The sequence below is a fragment of the Dermabacter sp. genome (assembly GCF_032550575.1).
Classification (GTDB): Bacteria; Actinomycetota; Actinomycetes; order Actinomycetales; family Dermabacteraceae; genus Dermabacter; species Dermabacter hominis.
In genome coordinates, this window is sequence record NZ_JAWFZC010000010.1 from 28,363 (window position 1) to 48,768 (window position 20,406).

Consider the following 20,406-nt stretch of genomic DNA (forward strand, 5'->3'; position numbering starts at 1 on the left):
CAACAATGGCCTACGAAAGCCCACTCACAACCCTGAACGACGGGAAGACAATCCCGCAGCTCGGCTTCGGCGTGTTCAAGGTTCCGAACGATGAAACCGCCGCCGCCGTCAAGGCCGCGATCGAGACCGGCTACCGCCACATCGACACCGCCGCCGTCTACGGCAACGAGAAGGGCGTTCGCGAGGGCATCGATGCCGCGGGCGTTGACCCGAAGGACCTTTTCATCACGACGAAGCTGTGGAACGCGAACCAGGGCTACGACGAGACAATGCGCGCCTTCGACGAGTCGATGGGCAAGCTCGGCCTCGACGTGCTCGACCTTTACCTCATCCACTGGGCGTGCCCGAGCTTCGGCCTCTACAACGACACGTGGAAGGCCTTCATCGAACTTCAGAAGCAAGGCCGCATCACCTCGATCGGTGTCTCGAACTTCCCCGCGGAAAACCTCGAGGATCTCATTGAGACGAGCGGCGTGACGCCCGTCCTCAACCAAATCGAGCTTCACCCCTACTTCAACCAAGCCGAGCTGCGTGTCACCAACACCAAGTACGGCGTAGCAACCGAGGCGTGGGGGCCGCTTGGCCAGGGCGGTGACGTCCTGAGCGATCCCGCGCTCGAGGCCATCGCGAAGGCTCATGACGCGAGCATCGCCCAGGTCATCCTCGCGTGGCACCGCCAGCTCGGCACCATTGCGATCCCGAAGTCGGTCACGCCTTCGCGCATCGCCGAGAACTGGGAGTCGCTCGGCCTCACGCTCAGCGGTGAGGAGATCGAGAAGATCAACGCCCTCTCGCGCGCCGACGGCCGCGGCGGCCCGGATCCGGCCACGGCGGATTTTAAGTAAACCGTCGGCGGCGAAGTTTCGTTCCGCCAAGCGGAAGGTAACAAGTTCACGAACACTGTGCGGAACCTGCCCGCGCCCTCTTCCCCGGGGGCGCGGGCCTTCCTATTTTGGAGGCATGAGTGACGCACGCACCCTTTCACGCACCGACTTCACGTTCCGCGCACGCGGTCATTTCGCGCTTTCGCAAGACGAGGCGTGGGACCGCATGACCCAGCAGTGGCTGCCCGCGTGGCTCGGCCTTCCGTCGATCCCCCTCATGGTGGGCGGCCCCCTCGTCAAGAACCCCGGTAAGAACCGCCAGATCATCGGCAAGGTGCTCGGCTCGGCACTCGGGCACCGCATCCGCGTCGAGTACGACAGCCCGCTCGTGAGCGCTCGCATCATCGTGCAAGCGACCCTCATGGAGGACGAGGGCGCGACGGTCCTCGAGCTCGATGTGGAGAACGCTCCGTCGCACGACGCACTCGAAACTCTCCGCGAAGTATGGGGCGAGCGCGTCGCGGCCGCCGAGGCCGAAGTTGCCCGTGAGCACGAGGCGTATCGAGCACTCTAAACACTCGCAAACCGCATACGCGAAAGCCCCGCCCGACTGGGCGGGGCATCCGTGCTGTTCACGCGTGAATGACATCCATGTAGTTCTCCCCAACCGTGGACAACGTTGTGGATAACTCTGTTGAGGCGGGGCTATACGAGAGTGAAACCCCGCCCGACCGAAGCGGCATTAGACAAGGTAGCCCGCCTGTGCCGCGAGCCACCACTTCACCGCGCACGCGGCGATCAGCAACACGACGAGTCCCGCAACCACGCCGCCGTGAATGAGCGCCGATTTTTTCGCGACAGCAACGCGATCCGCGCCAGGTTCGGCGGTCGGTCGGGTTGCGAAGAAAAGACCGACGGCTGCTGCCCCCACAACGAGGCCTCCAAGGTGGCCCTGCCACGAGATACCCGGGTAGAGGAAACCGATCACGAAGTTGAGCACGATAAGGATAAGAACCTGCGTGCTCTCCGCACCGAGGCGGCGTTGGAGGATCAGGAGCGCACCAAATAGGCCGAAAAGACCGCCCGAAGCGCCTACCGTGCCCGTGAACCACGCATCCGTGCCCATGCTTGACAGAAGCAGCACGGCGGTGTGCCCGCCGAACACGCTCACGAGGAACACCGCGAGATATCGCCAGTGGCCGAGCGCACGCTCAAGGAATTGACCCACGGCCCACAGGGCATACAGGTTGAGACCCACGTGCGCGATTCCCCCGTGGAGGAAGCCGCTCGTGAGGAAAGTCCACGGCATCGCGAGCGAGCGGAACGGCGCGAACATGAACCACTGCGAGAGCGTGCGGTCAAGCCCGATGAACTGGAGCGCGAAGATCACGGCGCACAGCCCCATGATCGCGTATGTCACGACGGGGAGGGTGCGCACGGGCTCGGCTCCCACAACGGTTCGCGGGGCACTCTGACGCTGACTGTGTTCGGCCTCGCTCACACAGTCGACGCAATGGACGCCGACGGCGGCCCGGCGCTGGCATTCGACACACGCGGGGCGATCGCAGCGCTGGCAGCGGATAAGAGAGGGCCGATCCGGGTGGCGCGGGCACACGGAGTCCGTACTACTCGTGTAGTGCGGCTCTTCCGCGCCCGGCTGCGGATCGGCTCCTTTTCCGTAGCTCTGGGACATCGACGAAGTGAACCTTCGGGTCAGTCCTCGATGGTCACCGAGTTGATGACGACGTCTTCGAGCGGGCGATCACGCATGTCGGTATCGACCTTGGCAATCTCGTCGACGACCTTCTTCGAGGCATCGTCGGCAACCTCACCAAACACGGTGTGCTTGCCGTGCAGGTACTGGGTCGGGGCAACGGTGATGAAGAACTGCGAGCCGTTGGTGCCCGAGGGGCGGCCCGTGATGGCGTTCATGCGCTTACCGGCATTGGCCATCGCGAGAACGTAGGGCTCGTTGAAGTTCTTTTCCGAGATTTCATCGTCGAAGTTGTAGCCGGGGCCGCCGGTGCCGGTGCCGGTCGGGTCGCCGCCCTGGATCATGAAGCCATCGATGATGCGGTGGAAGATCACGCCGTCGTAGTAGGGGCGCTTTTCCTTGTCGCCCGTGACCGGGTTCGTGAATTCGCGCTCGCCCTTCGCGAGCTCAACGAAGTTCGCGACGGTCTTGGGGGCGTGGTGAGCGAACAGTTCGAGGCGAATATCGCCGTGATTCGTATGAAGCGTTGCAAACATGACTCGATCCTCCCACACCCTCGCTGAATATCGCCGGGTGGCACTCGGTCATTCTGCATAGAAACTGTGATCTACCGCGGCGCCGCTAGTAGGCTTAAGGCATCGCGGCGTGGCTACCACCCGCACTTCCAGACCGCCGCCGGGGTAGTCCGGCGCACGAACGAAAGGGTCAGCGATGGCTTTCACCAATTCCAAGCGCGAGGCCAAGAAGGCCGCGAAGAAGCACGCAAAGCACGCGAGGAAGCAGGCCGAAAAGCAGGCAAAGCGCGCGCAGAGCACGTGGTACAAGGCGCTCAACAACGCCGGGCCGCTCTTCAACGAGGCATCGAAGGAGGCGCGTAAGCGCGCCGAAAAGTTCTACGGCGACTACGCCCCCGAGGTTGAAAAGCGCGTACGCAAGGGCCTCGATGCAGGCCAGGCACGCGTGAGCGGGCTTTCGAGCCGCCTTTCTGATGAGTTCGATCGCAACGTCGGCCCGCGCGCTCGCAAGTTCCGCAGCGATTTCGAGGCTGACTACCTCCCCCGCGCTCGCCGCACGGCGGATGCCGCGAACACGACCCTCAGCGCGGCCGTTGCCGCCGCTGTGGATGCCGCTCGCGCCGAATGGGAGAAGGGCGCGCCCGAGATCCGCACCGCCGCCACCACGAGCCCCGTTGCCGACAAGAAGAAGTCGAAGGTCGGCACCGTCCTCGTCGTCCTCGGTATTGCCGCGGTTGCCGGCACCGCCGGCTACCTCGCCTGGCAGAAGACCCGCCCCGTCGAAGATCCGTGGGCCCCGCCCGCGGACTTCGCTCGCTCGCACTACCCCGCAGCTGGCGTGAGCGAAGAAGATTCGACCGAAGTTTCCGATTCGGTAGCTGCAGCCGAGGCCGGCGACGTCTCCGAGTCCCTCGCCGATGGCGAGAAGGAAAACACCCACAAGGGTGAGTGACACTCCGCCGCACAGCAGCACGAGCCCCGTTCCCCACGCCCGCCGTGGGAGCGGGGCTCTCTCGCACACCCTCGCGCCTCTCACGCCGGCGGATCTTCCGCACCTGTGGCTCCTCCACTCGGATCCGCGCACGTTCACGCTCGACACGATCGGGCCGCTCGAAACCGTCGACCAGATGCAGCGCGTCCTGGGCATGTGGCTCGACTCGCATGAGCGCGACGGCTTCGGTTACTGCGCCATCCGCGAGGCAGGATCGGGCGAGTTCCTCGGTGTCGCGGGGCTTTCCGCGATGCCGCTCGGGAAGCGCTGGGTCGCCAACACCTACGTGCGTTTAGCGCCGAGGGCCTGGGGAACCGGGGTCGCCACGGCCGCGCTCACGACGTGTCTTCGCGAGGTCGCCGCGCTCGACACCGCGCCGCGCGAGGCCGCGTTTATTACCGCGGAGCACAACCTTCCCGCGCGCCGCCTCGCCGAGCGCCTCGGCTTCATCCTCTCTTCCGAAAGCGACCCGACCGAATCTGGCGCCCACGTCGTCTACCTCCTCGATCTCCATGACCACACCTGATCCCCGCTCGCCCTTCGGTTTCGCGGGCCGCTACGCACCCTCGCCGAGCGGCGATCTGCACCTCGGCAACCTTCGTACGGCCATCCTCGCGTGGGTTTTTGCGCGCCGCACCGGCCGTCATTTCCTCATGCGCATGGAGGATCTCAACCGCGTGAAGGAAGGAAGCGCCGCGAGGCAGCTCGAGGACATGGAGGCGCTTGGCCTCGACTGGGACGGCCCTGTCGCCTGGCAGTCGACGCGACTTGACCTGTATCGACGGGTCGTGGCGGCCCTCGATGAACGCGGGCTCGTCTACGAGTGCTATTGCACCCGCCGCGAGATTCACGAGGCGCCGTCGGCCCCTCACGCCCCGCCTGGGGCGTACCCCGGAACATGCCGGGACCTCACCGAAGTCGAGCGGGAGGCCGGTCGCACGAAGATGCGCGCGCTGAATCGCGAGCCGTCGCTGCGACTGCGCGCGGATACGCACTCCTACGAGGTCACCGACCTGTACGCCGGGCACACCCTGGGCGACGTCGACGACTTCGTGCTCGTGCGCGGCGATGGGATGTTCGCCTACAACCTCGTGGCGGTGGTCGACGATATTGAGACGGGCGTCGATCAGGTCGTGCGCGGGGATGATCTCCTCAGCTCGAGTCCGCGCCAGGCCTACCTCACCGACCTACTCGCGCACGCCGCGCCCTGGCTTTTCCCGCACCCTGATCGCCTCGGCGCGGGCCCGACGGTCGCCGGGACAGCCTCGCCACCGCCTCCGTCAGCGCGCCTCTCCTACATTCACGTCCCGCTCGCCCTCAATACAGATGGGGCGAGGCTCGCCAAGCGAGACGGGGCCGTGACGCTCAGGGATCGCCTCGCCAAAGGCGAAAGCCCCGAGGCCGTCGCCGAAACCATCGGAGACTCCCTGGGGCTTCCGGGGTGCCGAAGCGCCCGCGACATCCTCGAGGCCTTCGACCCTGGCGCCTTGCCGCGAGCGCCATGGATCTACACGCCCGGCGAGTGACCCGGCGCCTAAATCACGCTCACGCCGAGCAGCGTACCGATGCCGTAGGAGACGGCCATCGCTGCCGTGCCGCCGAGAATCGTGCGGATCGTCGCCCGGCCCGCTTTCGCCTGGCCGAGGCGCGCCGAAATAGAGCCGGTGAGGGCGAGCGCGATGACAACCGCGAGAACGACAGCGGGGACTTTGAAGGCAACGGGCGTGACGAGCACGGCGATCAACGGGAGGAGGCCGCCGAGCGTGAATGCGATGAGTGAGGCAAAGGCGGCGCCGAGCGGCGATGCGATCGACTCTTCTTCAATGCCGTAGCGCACGCGGGCATGAGCGTCGAGCGCGTCGTGCGCGCTCATGCGTTCGGCGGCTTCGCGCGCAAGGTCTTCGGGGATCCCGGTCTCCTCGAGAGAGGCCGCGAGGGCTGCGAGTTCACGTTCCGGATCCGCGGCGAGACGCTGCCGCTCACGCTCGAGGAGCGAACGTTCGGTGTCTCGCTGCGTCGAAACGGACACGTACTCGCCCATCGCCATCGAGAGCGCGCCGGCACTGAGCGCGGCGGCACCCGCGATCGCGAGAGCGCCGAAGGTCGGGGTTGCGGCGGCGACGCCAACGACCATGCCGGCGACGGACACGATGCCATCGTTTGCGCCGAGCACACCGGCACGCAGGCGGTTGAGGTTCGCCGATGACGCGGCGCGGTCGTGGGTGTCCTCGGAGGAGGTTTCTGAGGCGGTGCTAGAGCTACTCATAGCTCTCACGCTACGTCGCTAAAAACCTTGCCCGCTAGACCGGGAAGCCTACCCTTAGCGTCCTTCGCCACCCTCGACAGCGGCCGCCGGTTTATCGTCGTTCGTCTTCGGCGCCCACAGAAGCGAGGCGATAATCGCGATGATCATCGAACCGGCAATGACGGCGAGCGACAGCCAGATCGGGATCTCGGGGATCGAGTGCACGAAGTGTCCGAATCCGGAATTCTCGGGCCACAGCGGCGCCTCGTGGGCTGCGTGAATGACGAGCTTGAGGCCGATGAAGGCGAGGATCGCCGCGAGACCGTAGTGGAGGTACACGAGGCGATCCACGAGCCCGCCGAGCAGGAAGTACAGCTGGCGAAGGCCCATGAGCGCGAACAGGTTCGTCGTGAACACGATGAACGGGTTCTGCGAAATGCCGAGGATCGCGGGGATCGAGTCGAACGCGAACATCACGTCGGTCAGGCCGATCGTGAGGAACACGAGCAGCATCGGCGTGAAGACCTTCTTGCCGTTCACCACCGTGCGGAGCTTGTTTCCGTCGTACTCATCGTGAACGCGGATGGCCTTCTTGAGCTTCTTCATGACGAAGCCGTCCTCGGCCTCCTCCTCTTCCTCGCCCTGGACCTGCTTATAGGCCGTGTAGAACAGGAAGATCGCAAAGATGTAAAACACCCACGCGAAGGAATTGATCACGGCGATGCCGAGCAAAATCAAGATCGCACGCGCAATGAGCGCGATGATGATGCCCACCATGAGCACCTCTTGCTGGTATTTCCTCGGCACAGCAAACTTCGACATGATCACAATGAACACGAAGAGGTTGTCGATACTGAGCGAGTATTCGGTGAGCCAGCCCACGATGAATTGTCCCGCGACCTGGTGGTCGGCGAGGAAGTAGAGCGTGACGGCGAAGATGAGCGCGAGCGCCACGTAGAACACGACCCAGCCGATGCACTCCTTGAAGGACGGCACGTGGGGGCGCTTGAGAACGAGGAGAAGGTCGATAACGAGGATCGCAACGAGGACGATCAGCGAAATGACCTCGAACTGCAGGGAAATCTCACCCATCGGGGTCCCTTCGGGCTGGGGGCGGTGGAAATGACGAGGGCGCCTCACATCATGGGGCGCCCGTCTTCGGATTGTGTCTAGTCTACGTGTTCACCTTGGACGAGAGTCGAGCGAAGAGGTCAGGAATCACCTGCGCAATGTCGCTTGCGAGAATCGGCGCGTGGCCCTCACCCGCTGCGAGGGCCGCGGCGTGAGCGTGCAGGGTCACAGCGGCTTCGCACACCGCAAGGAGCGTCCGACGGTCGCCGCGCTCAAGCCCTTGCGCGATCTGTGCGTGGTTGAGCGCCAGCAACGCCCCGGTGATGCCCGCGAGCGCATCGCCCGTTCCCGCGGTCGCGAGGCGCGTCGTGGGCGATGTGACCGCGAGAGTGTCGGTCCCCGGCGCGGCAATCCACGTCGTGTGCCCCTTGAGGATCACCGTCGCACCAGTGCGCTCGGTGAGGGTCTCGGTGGCCTCGCGAGGCGAGGCTTCGATGCGGCCACGGTCCCAGCCGTCGAGCAGAGCCGCGGCCTCCCCCGCGTGAGGGGTGAGAACGAGGCGGGCGGAGAAATCGTCGGAATTCGCACGCGCCAGGGCGGGACTCAGCGCGCCCGCATCCGCGACCAGATGGGCACCCGGCGAGGTTTCCGTCATGCACGCGCGCACGGCCTCAAGACGGCCCGGCCCTTCCCATCCGGAGCCAGCCACGAATACCTGTGCACGGCCGACGGCGGGGACGACCTCGGGTGTACGCGCTATCACCATGCGCGCGACGGCTTCGGGCCCGAGGTAGCGCACCATGCCCACGCCGCAGCGGGCCGCCGCTTCACAGCCGATGAGCGCCGCACCCGGGTAGTGCTCGCTGCCCGTCGCCATGCACACAACGCCGCGCGTGTACTTGTGGTCGCGTTCGGTAGGCGCGGGCCAGTAGCGGGCGAGGTTGTCGAGACCGGTCACGAGAAGAGCTCCTTGACGTCGTCTGCGGTGATCTGTGCGCTGAACGCCTCGCCGCCGTCGGTGAGCGAATCGAACAGCGCGCGTTTCTTCTCCTGGAGCGCGAGGACCTTGTCCTCGATCGTATCTGCCGCAACGAGACGGTAGACCATGACGCGCTCCGTTTGGCCGATGCGGTGCGTGCGGTCAATCGCCTGGTTTTCGGCGGCGGGATTCCACCACGGATCGAGGAGAAACACGTAATCGGCCTCGGTGAGCGTCAGGCCGAAACCGCCGGCCTTGAGGGAGATGAGGAATACGGGATCGTTGCCCTCGCGGAAGTCTCGGATGACGTCGGCTCGATCGCGGGTCGAACCGTCGAGGTACTGGTAGGCGATCTGGCGTTCCCGAAGCTGCTCCGCGACGCGCGCGAGGAAGCTCGTGAACTGCGAGAATACGAGAACCCTGTGGCCCTCGGCGACGACCTCGTCGAGGCGCTCGAAAAGAACCGCGAGCTTCGTCGACGGCGCGTTCTTATCGCCGCCATCGTCCACGAGCGCGGGATCGAGCGCGAGCATCCGCAAGAGCGTGAGTGAGCGAAACACGATGAAGCGGTTCTTGTCCATGTCGTCGATGAGGCCGAGGACCTTCTTGCGTTCGCGTTGAAGCACCGAATCGTAGATCCTGCGGTGCGCCCCCTCGAGCTCGACCTTGACGACCTGCTCCTGCTTCTGAGGAAGGTCCTTCGCCACGAGTTCCTTCGTGCGCCGCAGCATGAACGGGCGGAGCCGGCGGCGAAGCACGGGCATCTTCTCCGGATGCTCGCCCGATTCGATCGGCTGCGTGAAGTGGGTGCGGAACTGCACGTGAGGGCCAAGAACACCCGGCGCGACGATCGACATGATCGCCCACAGGTCCCCGAGGGAGTTCTCCATGGGCGTGCCGGTGATCGCGAGGCGAAACGGCGCCTTGATCCTCTTGACCGCTTGATGGATGCGCGAGGCGCGGTTCTTCACGAATTGGGCCTCGTCGAGGATGAGGCCCGCAAACTGTTCGCGTGCGAAATCCTCCGAATCGATGCGGGCAATCGTGTAACTCGTGACGACAATATCGGCGCCCTCGATTTCGCGCCGCAGCTCCGTTTTTCGGGCGCGCCTCGTGCGATCCACGAGCGCAACCTTCAGGTTGGGCGTGAAGCGCTCGGCCTCCGCCTGCCACACACCGAGCACGCTGCTCGGCGCCAGGACGAGGAAGGGGCGATGGGTGCCGGAAGACGTCGGACCTGAACTTGCCTGGGCGGAGGTCTCCCCCGCGTGCACCATCACCGAGCCGTTCCCCTCCCCCGCGCTCGCCGTCTCTCGCGCGTGCTGGATAAGCGTGAGCGCCTGGAGGGTTTTGCCAAGCCCCATGTCATCGGCAAGAATCCCGCCGAGCCCGAGCGAATACAGCAGCGCAAGGAACTCGAAGCCCTCACGCTGGTAGGAGCGCAGCTTCGCGTGCAGCCCGGCTGGAATGGGCGTATGGGGGATGGCCTCGAGGTTCTTCAGTTTTCCGACGGTTTCTTCCCAACCGTCAGCAGCCTCGGTCGCATCCGCCGCGTCGGCGAGATCCTCCCAGAACCCCACCTGATACTTCGAGATCTGCTGGCGTTCGGGGTTCCATTCCGCGAGAGCCTCCCCCTCGGCGATGAGGGCGCGCAGGGCATCGAATGCCGGATGCTCAAGCGAAAAGTAGGTGCGATCCTCGAGCAGAAGCGTCGACTGCCCCTTCGCGAGCGCCACAAAAAGGGAGGGGAACGGGATCGTTCTGCCCTCGAGCGTGACCTCGAAACCAAGGTCGAACCAATCATTCTTCGAAGGATTCTCGGTCTGCCTCACGCGCACGGAAGGATCGCCATCGAGTTCACGATAGGTGTGGCGCGTGCCTGAAACGGTGACGTCGATGCCGTCCATCGCCTCGAGCTCAGGCAGAACACGCGTCGTGAAGTGGGCGGTGTCCACGTCGCTCAGCTTCTCGGTGCCTTCGGGGGCGCGGTCATCGGGGCGCGCGCCGCCAACCGTTGGCCACAGGTCACGCACCTCGGCAAGAAGCTCATCCTCGTAGTCGTGCTCGCGGCCAGCACCACCCTGCTGGTACACGCCGAAACGACTCCGAGTTGAGGGGGAGAACCACGACCACGCGAGTGCAACCGTGTTCGCACCGCTGTAGGCGACCTCGAGCTGCAGCCGCGGCTTTTTCGGCGCGGGCATCGTGACGCTTCCGTCGCCGCTTGCGACGCTCGTGACGCGGTTCAGGCGAGGAAGCGCGCTATCAAAGAACGCCTCGCGGTCGCTCTTTGGCACGTCGATGCGAGTGCGTGCCTCGAGGAGCTTCTGCACGGGCATCGGCACAGGCGCGGAGGTTGCCGCGAATTCAATATCGAACGTGTCGCGGGCGCCCTGGCGGATGTCGATGACGCCGTTCGAACCGAGCATGCGCGCCTCGGGCCTCGGTTCGCCGTCAATATGGGCGAGGGCCCGCACCGTGAGATCGTCGGCGCCGGTCAGGTCGAGGCCGACGTCGGCCCCCTCACCAAGCCGGACCTCGCCAACGTTCTCCAATCCCACAAACGCCACCCCCGCCTCGCGAGCGCGCGCGAGAGCCTCCCACAGGATCGGCGAGCGAAACTGGTTGATCCACAGCTGCTCGACCGCGGCCGTGTGGCTGCGATCCGCCTCCGACAGCGCAAAGATCCTGGTCAAGGCGTCAGCATGCGCGGGGTCGAAGCCTCGACCGTTCATGCGGTACTCGAACGTCCGCCACGACAGCCCCGACTTGATCCAGTTGTTGCGCTTACCGCGGCGCAGCGGGCGGATCGACAGATACACGCTCTTACCCGCCTCGAGGTGCGCCATCGTGAACGGCTCATACCCCCACGAGAACCTGGTCTTGTGGAGCTGCTCGGCCTTGAGGTCAAAACCGAGCGCGAGAGGGGTCGTGTCCTCCGTTTCCTCCTCGCTCGCCCGCAAGAGCGGTGCGAGGGTCTCGAGCCACGACGCTGCCTTCTCCTCGGGTTCCGCCTCGCGGGCCTCCGCCCACTCCTCTGCCTGCTGGCCCGACCACAGGGCAAGCGCCGCGCCGTGCTTGCAGTTCATGACCACGGGACACGAACACGTCGACTGCACGGGAATCCACAGGGGAAGCGCCCCCTCGGTCTCGCTTTCGTCATCGTCGACATGGTGGAGCGACACCCGCACCCGGTAGGACTCCGCGCCGCGCCCGTGCACGACGCCGATGAGCTCGCCCTTCGACCCGGTCGAGGTCGTCACCCAGTTGGGAAGGCGAACATGGTCGTCATTCGCGTAATCGGCCGCGCGCTCCACGACGACGCGCCCAAACACCGGTTCGATGAGGGCCTTCGGCACGAGGGGAAAGGGCGGCTGAGGGGTGCGCGCGGAAGAAGCCATAACTTCCAGGGTACAGGCCAGGAAAAGGCACCGTCGGACCACCAAGAGCCCTCCGCTCCCTAGCCGAGGGGCGAGCCTGCGCCGCCCCCTGCCCGGGATCCCGCGTTCCGGGGCCCCGTTTCCCTGCCCCGACCCGGCGTCCGGGACCCCGGGTACCGGCCTAGAAAACTAAACCCTACGTTTGTGGCGCAATTCGGCTGAGTTCCGCCGCAAACGTTGGGTTTAGATTCGCGCGACCTCGAGGAGCCTCCAGGCGCGACCGTTTAGCCATGAGCCATGGTGAACCAGGGCACATTCAAGAACGAATTCGAAGAGTGGGCACCCGCCTGTGTGCAACTCGCTTACACCTATGCCGACGGCCACGAGGCACTCGACCGACTCTGGGTGATCGCGCACCTCGGTGCAACTGTGACGCCGCACGCCGCCTTCGAGGTCGCGGGTCGCGTTTATGAACCCCACAACCTCGACGAGGCGATTCCTGAACTCGACTGCTCCCCCGACGCGCAGGGGGAACTTCTCGATCCCCTCCTCGAGAACTCGGTCGCACTGCGAAACAAAGTCGTCGAGGCGGGCGAGGAACTGCCCACTCGCATCGTGCTGCGCTACGACGTCAAGCAAGAGGAACTGACGGCGAGCATGACCTACGACTCGCTCGAACCCGGAGTTCCCGAAGAGAAGCAGGTGAGCAATACCGGACTCATCGAGCGGTGGATTGAGCGACTACGCGAGACCGGCGATGACTCTGCATCCGCGCTCCCCGAGGAACCCGGCGACGAACAGGACGCTCACGCCGCCCCTATCGAGTTCGAGCCGACGGACCCCACCGACTGCGAGACGCCTTTCGACCAGTGGTCGGCATACTGCTTACAGGTCGCCTATAGCTTCGCCGACTGCCACGATTCACTTCAGCGCGTATGGGTCGTTGCCCACCTCGGCGGAGCCGTCTCGGTGAACGCCGTCTACGAGATCGACGGCGTCATCGTCCGGTCGCACGAACTCGGCAAAGCAATCCCCGAGCTCGAAAGCCCGATCGAGGAGCAGGTCGAGTATCTCCTCGAACCGCTCACCGAAAATACGGCCGATTTCCAGGACGAACTAGAGGCCGCGGGCGAGCCAGTTCCTACCCGTATCGTGCTGCGCTTCAACGTCGCCGATGACGACGTGAATGAAGACGTCACCTACGAACCACTCGAGCCCGGTGTGCCCGAAGAGGAACAAAACCCCGCGAGCGTGCTCCACGAACGCTGGGTCGAGCGCTTGCGCGACACGGGCAACGACGCAGCTGGTGCCCTATGAAACTAACCCCCACGTTTGTGGCGGTATGAGATCGAGTTCCGCCACAATTGTTGGGTACAGATTCTCCTGGTTTCGCTAGGGACGCCGTCAGCCCTTGCGGACAACGTTGCGCGCGCCGCCGATTGGCTCCTCGATCAAGCCGACGCCGACGGCGAGCTCTTCCTCGAATACATCGACGAATCAGGCCACGGCCTTGCGAACCAGGGCTGGAAGGACTCGGATGACTCCGTGCGATTCGCGGACGGCACGATCGTCGAAGGACCGATCGCCCTCACTGAAGTACAGGGGTACGCCTATGAAGCTAGGCTCGTGGCCGCGCGACTCCTCGAGGAGCGCGAAGAGCGCCTCGTCATCGACCGGCTCATGGATTCGACGATGTTCACGGGCTTCGGCATCCGCACCCTCTCAAGCGACAACGGCGCCTACTTCCCCACCCGGTACCACGGCGGCAGCGTGTGGAGCCACGACACGGCCTTCATCCTGCGCCAAGCTATGCGCGCGGGCTTCATGCGCGAGGCGCAGCAGATTGCGCGGGCGCTCGTGCGGGCAGCGCAGGGCTTCGACTGGCGCCTGCCGGAACTGTTTGCGGGGGATCCGACGGTTGCCGTGCAGCAGCCGCTGCCCTATCCCGCATCGTGTCGTCCGCAGGCGTGGGCTGCGGCGAGCGCCGTTCCGATCGCCGAAGTGCTCGGGCTGCTCCCCGCACGAAACTAGGCCTTGGCCTCGACTTTCACGACGTACCCGCTGAGTGGGAGATGCACGAGGGCGTAATCGGGGCGACGCCCCGTGCGTTCCTCGAGGGCGTTCAGGTAGGTCGCGAGCTGGCCCACGTATTCGCGGCGAATGAAATCGAGGACGTCGGCTGGTTCGGTCCGCGAATTCGTTTTGTGATCCACGACGATGCTGCGACCGTTCTCGAGGGTCAGGAGCGAGTCGATCCAGCCTTCCATGGCTTGACCGTCGGCATTCCACCACGCCACCGGAACCTCGGTGCCGGCGGTGTGCCCCGGGAACTCACGCGTGATCCAGGCGTGCCATCGCTCGCCGGCCTCGACGATGACCTCGGGCGTGACCTTCGCTTTGAGCAGAGGGTTTGTGCCGAGCCATCGCTCGGTGATCCTCCGGGCGAGGGTGAGTTGGCGCTCGCGCGGTAGCTGCGAGTACGGGGTCGCAAGGTAGGCGTGGACGGCTTCGCCTACGAGTTCTCGATGCGTGCCGCCCTCCCAGACGAGCGGGGCGCCGAGCTTCACGTGAATCGTGACTCGCGCGTCGATGCCGGTGGAATCAACGGCGCTCGCGGCAAAACGCGCGGGAAGGCCGCCCTCGTGCTCGATGAAACTGGACGGCGCCCCCGTGGGAGCCGCCGTGGGTTCCGCCGCGAGTGGGCTTCGCTCCCGGCGGTACGGTTCGAGAGGCGAATCGGGGTCATCGGCGTCGCCTGGGGTCTCGTGGTGGAGAACCGTCACGGGGATCGTTGAGACGCGAGGACCGCACTCACACTCGTTCGCCTGGGCATTGTCGTCAGCATCAGCGGCGCAGTGAGGCTCGCTCTGGCCCGGCAGGCCGGTCGGGACGCGCGCCCCGGTCACGGTGAGGGTTGCGCAGCCGTCGGATTTCTCCGTGAGCTCGAGCGTATACGCGACTTTCTGATCCCGAGCCTCCTTGCGTTCTTTCACGCCCTTCGTGGATTCGTCCCGCTCGGGCGTCCACGTGGCTGCTTCGGCGATTTCCGCCTCGAGAACCTCGGGGGAAAACTGCGCGTACAGCGTCTCGGTAAGGTCTTTGTGACCTGCGAGAACGAGCTGATATTTCGCTCGCGTGAGCGCAACGTAGTGGATGCGGGCCTCCTCCGCGCGGTTGGCGAGGCGCGCGCGCGTCACATCGCTATCGTGTGCGAGTGCCTTTGCCATGGGCACGAAAGAGTCGTTGATGATCGGGTTAAAGCGCAGCGCTCGACCGGTGAGGGGGTGTTCGGGATCGAATTCCGACGCTGGCCTCGGCCGCACCGTGACCGCGTCTCGAACATTTTTCGCTTTCTCGGGAACGATCGTGACGACCACGGGCCACTGCAGGCCCTTTGCACCGTGGATGGTGCTGACGGTGACGGCGTTCGGGTTGTGCGCAAGCCTGTGCTCCTTGCCGTGCTCCGCCAGAAAGGCCCCGAGGCCGGCAAGGCCCATGGCGCGGCCTCTGCCCGCGCACTCCTCCTCGTATTCGCGGGCAAGCGAATGAAGGGCATCGAGAACAGCGAGTCGCTCCTCGCTCGCACTCCACTGCTTGACGCGCCGGGGAAGCTCGAGCGCATCGATGAGGGCAAGGACGACTTCGCTCGGACTGAGTTGAGCGGCGCGCGCACGCAAAACTTCGAGGCCCGCAAGTGCGGGATCTTCACGCCAGGTGCGCATGCGCCGCGCACGCTCGGCACGATTGGGGAGTGCGCCAAGCTCGTGGAACCAGCTTTCGTGCGACGCATGCTCCGGCACGAGACTCACCAGCTCGGCGAGTGCGAGCGTGTCGTTCGGGTCGAGGAGGGACGCGAGGCCGGCACGCATCATGTGCGCTTCGCGCCCGGTCCATAGATCACGCTTCGCGCCAGTCGTGGGTATGCCGAGTGTTTCAAGCGCGTCCGTCACGGTGGCAAGCGCTCCCCCGCCTCTCGCGAGCACGGCAATGTCACCGGGCGTCAGGGGCTCTCCGGCGATTGTGGCGCCCGAGGTAAGGAGCGCGTGGATGCCCATCGCGATCGAGCTTCGCAATGCTGCGTCCTTCGCGCGTGGCAGGTTCTCGGGGCCCTTCCACAGCTCCACGCGGCCCTCGTGCCGCGTGTTCTCGCGGGCACCGGGCACGTCAAGCGCGACAGTCGATGGCTTCATGTCTCGAAAGATTGCCGTGAACAGGGCGTTTGTGAGGGCGAGCGGCGGCTCAGAGCTTCGATAGGAATCGGTAAGCGCCTCGACGTTTCCGCCAGCGAACCCTCCGCGGCCCTCACGCACGGCATCGACGACGCCCGACATGAGCTCGGGGGCTGCGTCGCGAAAGCCGTAGATCGACTGCTTTTGATCACCCACCCACACGACATCCTCAACAAGGTCGCCAAGGCGCATGAAAAGCTCGAGCTGAATCGGAGACGTGTCCTGAAATTCGTCAACGGCGAGGAATCGGAAGCGGCTCTTGAGCGAGGAGCGCACGCGCTCGTTGTTCGTGACGAGATCGAGCGCGAGGGTCTCTTGATCGGCGAAATCCATGACCCCCAGTGCTGCCTTGTGCTCGGTATACGCTTCGAGCGCGTGCGCCGCAGTCGAGAACGCGAGGCGAATCAATTTCTCGACATCCGCGAGGAACGCTTCGTTGCCGAGAACCCCCACGCCGTCGCTCGCGCCAAGGATGAGGTCGGCAAGCGGTGCGAAGACTGCCTGAGGTCGCGCACCGGGCTTTTTGCCTCCGTGGGCCGGGCGCACTTTCGTCACGTCGGCGAGTGCCATCCACTGCGTCCACGGCACGTTCTCGATACCGCGGCTCATGCGACGGTAGAGCGACTCGAGCGTGACGATCGATCCCTCGATGTTTCCGAGTGTCGACGAGACCCGTTTCGCGGGCTCGCCGTCGCTCGGCCAATGCGTAAGTTCCTCACCCTGGGCTTCGGCCGCACGCGCCGCGTCGCGATCCGCCGTGAGTTCTGCGAGGCAACGTTCGAAGGTGCGCAGCCAGGCTCCGCGCTGATCGGGTCCACTCTCGTAGCCTGCCTCATCGATCATCGAGCGGAAAGCGGTGATCGATTCCTCGGCGCTGTGCTCGAGGGCGGCGGGTGTGATGCCGTTTGTGCGAGCGAGCCTCGTCATGCTCGTAACGGCGCTCGCCCACGATTCATCGCGCTCAAACGAGTTCGCGCCTTGGTCTGGCGCTCCTTCGTATCCGAGTCGAGCAAGAAGCTTGTGCTCGCGCTCCTCGATCTCGGCGATGGTGTGGTTGATCGACGCCGTGAAAATGAGTTCGCTTTCCTCTTCGCTCAGCACTCGCAGCTCGGGGCTAAGCCCCATGTCGATCGCGTAGTCCTGAACGATGCTTCCCGCGATCGAGTTGACCGTGCCAATGAGTGCCGAGCCGATCTCGTTCGCCTGCTCCACGTGCCCGAGCTCGAGAAGACGTACTTGGAGACGCTCGCGGAGCTCGGCCGCGGCCTTCACCGTGAAGGTCGTCGCGATGATTTCGCTCGTGCGCACACCGCCCGCGAGCGCATCAGCCAGTCGCGTGGTGAGGGTGTAGGTTTTGCCGGATCCCGCCGACGCGGTGATGACGGTGAAGGTCATGAGTAGTCTCCCGTGAGTCCCGTGAGCAGGCAGTAGTCGCTGTAGGCGGCGTTAGCGTCGACGAATACGCGCCCCGCTTGCGCGCGTTCCTCGGCAAGTTCCGCCGCGGCTTTTTTGTGGGCGGTGTCGAGGGGCGAAAGACCGCTGGCCAGGGCGATGTCCCCCAGCGCACTCGTCACGTGGCCCTGGGCGATCGCGCTCAGTTCTTCCTCGATCGTGGCGCGAAGCCGCTCGAAAAGGGCGAGGCTTCCGTCGGAAATTTCGCCGCTTTCCCTTCGCCCGCCGAGGCCCCGGTCGAGGGTCACGAATTCCGCGTGGCGCAGCATGAAGTATCCGGAGCGCGGCTCGCGCATCTCACCCCTCTGTGCGCCATAGGCCCACGCGTAGGTCGCTAGCTGGAGCGCTTCGTGTGTGGCGACGTAGTTCGCGTATCGCGACGTGCTGTTCGTCCATTTGAAGTCGAGGAGAACGGGACTCCCGTTCTCGTCGATTCCCGTGAAGTCGATCGAACCGAAGAGGGGCGCGGTGAACTGTTGGGCTGCGCCGGTGGCTTCCACCGTGAAGGCGAGGGGCACGCCTTCGAGTGCGTGCTCGATCTGAAGCACGCTGATGCCCGCGCTGCGGAGCGTGCGAAACAGCATGCCGATGCTAGTTTTCGCCCGCCGTAGGACGTACGCGCGCAGCGCCTCGTTGCCGGGGAGGTCGAGGTGGCTCGCGTAGCGGGGGATGAGCCGCGCCGCGAGTTCCTCGACGGTGCTTTCGGGAACCTCGTAGCTTGGCGGCACGAGCTTGTCATTGACGAGAGTTTCGATAACGGCGTGGACGAGCGTGCCTATCGCGCGGTTGCCACTCGGGACGCTCGCGGCGCTGCCCGGTTTGATCCCGAACGGGTAGCGAAGCACCCATTCAAGGGCATCGCGGTGAAGTTTTTCGAGCTGCGTAAACGACAGGCGTTCTGGCATGAGATGCATTCCGGGCGTCACGTCGCGCGCGAGGGTTGACGGTGGCATGAATCGAAGCTCGGGCACTGTTTCGAGCAAGCCCGCTTCGAGCCGTCGCGCAGCCCATTGACGCGCATCGATAGTGAGCGCCCGGTGCTGCGTGGGATCCGATTGCTTCGCGTCCAGATCCTTGATCTCGGGGTGGGCGTTAAGCCATGCTCCTGCGAGTGGCGCGAGTGCAGGGTTGAGGCTCGCACGCTCGCCATCCACGACATCGGCAACGACGGCGATGATCGTTGAGGCACGACTCAAAGCACGCAGTTTCGTGCCCATCTCGAGCGCCTCGAGTGCCTCCGGTTCAATCACGCGCGCCCCGCCCTCTTCGAGCAGGTCGACTTCCGAGCGGTCCCACGTGGCACTGCGCCTTCCTTGGACTCCGGCGGCGCCCCACCACACGACCGTTCCTCCATCCACGTGAGCCTCGCTGATCGCCGTTTCCCACGGGACGACGGATGGACGTGCAAGCACCGACCTTGCCGAAGGCGCGGATGCCGAGACGAGGTCGCGCAGCTCACGCTCACTGAGCGAGGGCCCGCCCACGAGATCCACGAGATCGCGAAGGGTCGCGAGGTGCTGGCGAATAACGCTCTTCGCGGGCCCGGCCGCTCTCGGCATCGATTCCACTCGTGCCTCGAGAAACTCAAGGCGCCTGTCGAGAGCACCGACCGCCACGCGGTCCCCCGGCGTTTCGGCGGTGAACGCGCACAGCTCACGCACGATCGCGACATTGTGCGTGCCGGCTTCGGGATCCGCAGCTATCTCCTCGAGCGCCCGTGAGAACGCCGAATGCGGATCGCTCGCGTCGATCCCCGCTTCCTCTCCGAGGGCGCGAAGGAGCGCGCGGGTCACCTTCCACGGCAGCACGGGGGCCGACGCTTGCCCCTCCCCCGCAGATTCCCGCCTCTTCTCGCACGGAACCTCGACACTGAGGAATTCCACGAGCGCCTGTACGTTCACGGGCGCGCTACTCGCCTCGAGAAAGAGCGGCACGATCTGTGCGGCAAGCCGTGGCAACTCCGACGGCGCATGCGCCACGGGCGGAAGGCCGCGCCGCGTCAACGACAGGTCAAGCGGGAGTGTTCCCCTGCTTGCAAGCACGGTCACCGTGCCCTCGCCCGCGCATGCGTCTTCGAGAATCTGCGCGGCGACTTCTCCGGCCGAAAGTTCCTGGGGCGCACGCACGATCGACAGTGAACTGGGCACGCGTGCATCTTCCTCGCGAACCGTCACCTCGACACCGCAGCGCGAGAGGAGCGTAAAAATCGCCGGCCAGCGGCCGGGGAGACTGCGAGGATCCTCGGCGCACTCGATGGCCTCGATCCCCAGTGGCCACACCTCGCTCGAAACCGCAAGCTCTTCGAGCTCGGCGTGAACACTCGCGAGATCATCGGCAAACCCCGGTGGCAGATTCGCACCGGCAACTCCTTCGACGCCCACGACAATGGCCTGTTCGAGAGCCGCGAGCGCCTGAAGCCGAGGCTGGCGTACTCCATCAACCCGGCGAGGCTCCGGCGCACGCCAACCCAACTCGAGTGCCTCATCGCGTAGCCGAAGCAGCACGCGCGCCGTGTTCCACGGATCCAGCTCTCGCGAGCGCCGATACCACGAGTGATCCACCTCGCCGAGAAGGCGGTGCGTGCGCGCGACCCTCACCGCGTGCGACGTTTCCGGATGGCGCAGCCCCAGGCGCGTGAGCAGCACCCCCACGAGCTCGCGCGGCCCCGCGACCATGTCCCACGCACGCTCCGCGCCACCGCGCGACGCCCACGCGGCGCCATCGGCAAGCCAGCCAAATCGAATCTTCACGAGGGCCCCTCTCGACCGTTTCCCGTTACGCTCACAACGGTATCCCGGGGGTGAGACATTTAAACCGGCAACCGTCGGACCCGCCCTCAACCGCACGCCGAAGGCGACCCGAGGAACCCAACTCCAGCGCTGCCCTACCTGTGTGCCGTCCCTGGTGGCCAGCACGCCGCGGCGCGAGCCTCATAGTCCCGGCTCTGCGCAACCAAAACACGGTAGCTAGCAACAAAGTGGCGGAGTGCACATGCCCTAATTTCCC

General features: G+C 65.3%; 15 protein-coding genes. 7 read left to right on the forward strand and 8 right to left on the reverse strand.

The features are described from left to right. Window positions 1-5: 5 nt before the first annotated feature. Together E6X30_RS09615 and E6X30_RS09620 are read left to right on the forward strand one after the other, a co-directional pair. Window positions 6-845, forward strand: coding sequence for an aldo/keto reductase (locus E6X30_RS09615; RefSeq protein WP_016663657.1), 840 nt, complete (start codon window positions 6-8; stop codon window positions 843-845). A gap of 115 nt (window positions 846-960) precedes the next feature. Continuing rightward, window positions 961-1,398 (forward strand): hypothetical protein, encoded by a 438-nt coding sequence (locus E6X30_RS09620; RefSeq protein WP_034371526.1) that lies wholly within the window; start codon window positions 961-963, stop codon window positions 1,396-1,398. A gap of 168 nt (window positions 1,399-1,566) precedes the next feature. Here the strand turns inward: E6X30_RS09620 and E6X30_RS09625 are convergent, their stop codons facing one another. Together E6X30_RS09625 and E6X30_RS09630 are read right to left on the reverse strand one after the other, a co-directional pair. Beyond that, complete coding sequence (locus E6X30_RS09625) at window positions 1,567-2,517, reverse strand: rhomboid family intramembrane serine protease (RefSeq protein WP_316336121.1); 951 nt, start codon at window positions 2,515-2,517, stop codon at window positions 1,567-1,569. Between the two features lie 20 nt (window positions 2,518-2,537). Next, entirely contained in the window at window positions 2,538-3,074 is a 537-nt protein-coding gene (locus tag E6X30_RS09630; RefSeq protein ID WP_016663654.1) for a peptidylprolyl isomerase, read from the reverse strand. Window positions 3,075-3,249: 175 nt separating this feature from the next. Between E6X30_RS09630 and E6X30_RS09635 the strand changes: the two genes are divergently transcribed. From E6X30_RS09635 to gluQRS, 3 genes are read left to right on the forward strand one after another with little or no spacing between them, the layout of a single operon-like run. Further along, window positions 3,250-4,005 carry a hypothetical protein gene (locus E6X30_RS09635; protein WP_052126776.1) on the forward strand — a complete coding sequence of 252 codons (756 nt, stop codon included), beginning with the start codon at window positions 3,250-3,252 and terminating at the stop codon, window positions 4,003-4,005. Further along, on the forward strand, window positions 3,998-4,570 hold the full coding sequence (locus tag E6X30_RS09640) for a GNAT family N-acetyltransferase (RefSeq protein WP_070435174.1): 573 nt from the start codon (window positions 3,998-4,000) through the stop codon (window positions 4,568-4,570). The genes E6X30_RS09635 and E6X30_RS09640 overlap by 8 nt, the downstream gene beginning before the upstream one ends. Further along, complete coding sequence (gluQRS, locus tag E6X30_RS09645; RefSeq protein WP_259893703.1) at window positions 4,557-5,570, forward strand: tRNA glutamyl-Q(34) synthetase GluQRS; 1,014 nt, start codon at window positions 4,557-4,559, stop codon at window positions 5,568-5,570. The genes E6X30_RS09640 and gluQRS overlap by 14 nt, the downstream gene beginning before the upstream one ends. 8 nt (window positions 5,571-5,578) lie before the next feature. On the opposite strand, the gene E6X30_RS09650 is transcribed toward gluQRS, so the two are convergent. The 4 genes from E6X30_RS09650 to E6X30_RS09665 form a co-directional block, all read right to left on the reverse strand. Further along, window positions 5,579-6,310 carry a VIT family protein gene (locus E6X30_RS09650; protein ID WP_016663650.1) on the reverse strand — a complete coding sequence of 244 codons (732 nt, stop codon included), beginning with the start codon at window positions 6,308-6,310 and terminating at the stop codon, window positions 5,579-5,581. Between the two features lie 54 nt (window positions 6,311-6,364). After that, window positions 6,365-7,381 carry a TerC/Alx family metal homeostasis membrane protein gene (locus tag E6X30_RS09655; RefSeq protein ID WP_016663649.1) on the reverse strand — a complete coding sequence of 339 codons (1,017 nt, stop codon included), beginning with the start codon at window positions 7,379-7,381 and terminating at the stop codon, window positions 6,365-6,367. A gap of 82 nt (window positions 7,382-7,463) precedes the next feature. Continuing rightward, window positions 7,464-8,318: an ADP/ATP-dependent (S)-NAD(P)H-hydrate dehydratase gene (locus tag E6X30_RS09660; protein WP_016663648.1), complete on the reverse strand. Its 855-nt coding sequence runs from the start codon at window positions 8,316-8,318 to the stop codon at window positions 7,464-7,466. Next, window positions 8,315-11,740 carry a DEAD/DEAH box helicase gene (locus E6X30_RS09665; protein ID WP_316336122.1) on the reverse strand — a complete coding sequence of 1,142 codons (3,426 nt, stop codon included), beginning with the start codon at window positions 11,738-11,740 and terminating at the stop codon, window positions 8,315-8,317. The genes E6X30_RS09660 and E6X30_RS09665 overlap by 4 nt, the downstream gene beginning before the upstream one ends. A 276-nt stretch (window positions 11,741-12,016) precedes the next feature. Here E6X30_RS09665 and E6X30_RS09670 point away from each other — a divergent pair, with 276 nt between their 5' ends. Together E6X30_RS09670 and E6X30_RS09675 are read left to right on the forward strand one after the other, a co-directional pair. Further along, on the forward strand, window positions 12,017-13,036 hold the full coding sequence (locus E6X30_RS09670; RefSeq protein ID WP_259893706.1) for a hypothetical protein: 1,020 nt from the start codon (window positions 12,017-12,019) through the stop codon (window positions 13,034-13,036). A 15-nt stretch (window positions 13,037-13,051) separates the two neighbouring features. Then, window positions 13,052-13,750, forward strand: coding sequence for an amylo-alpha-1,6-glucosidase (locus E6X30_RS09675; protein WP_316336123.1), 699 nt, complete (start codon window positions 13,052-13,054; stop codon window positions 13,748-13,750). Here E6X30_RS09675 and E6X30_RS09680 read toward each other — a convergent pair. Then, window positions 13,747-17,343 (reverse strand): UvrD-helicase domain-containing protein, encoded by a 3,597-nt coding sequence (locus E6X30_RS09680; RefSeq protein WP_316336124.1) that lies wholly within the window; start codon window positions 17,341-17,343, stop codon window positions 13,747-13,749. The genes E6X30_RS09675 and E6X30_RS09680 overlap by 4 nt on opposite strands. Next, on the reverse strand, window positions 17,340-20,150 hold the full coding sequence (locus E6X30_RS09685) for a PD-(D/E)XK nuclease family protein (RefSeq protein WP_316336125.1): 2,811 nt from the start codon (window positions 20,148-20,150) through the stop codon (window positions 17,340-17,342). Before E6X30_RS09685 ends, E6X30_RS09680 begins: the two co-directional genes overlap by 4 nt. Window positions 20,151-20,406 lie beyond the last annotated feature (256 nt).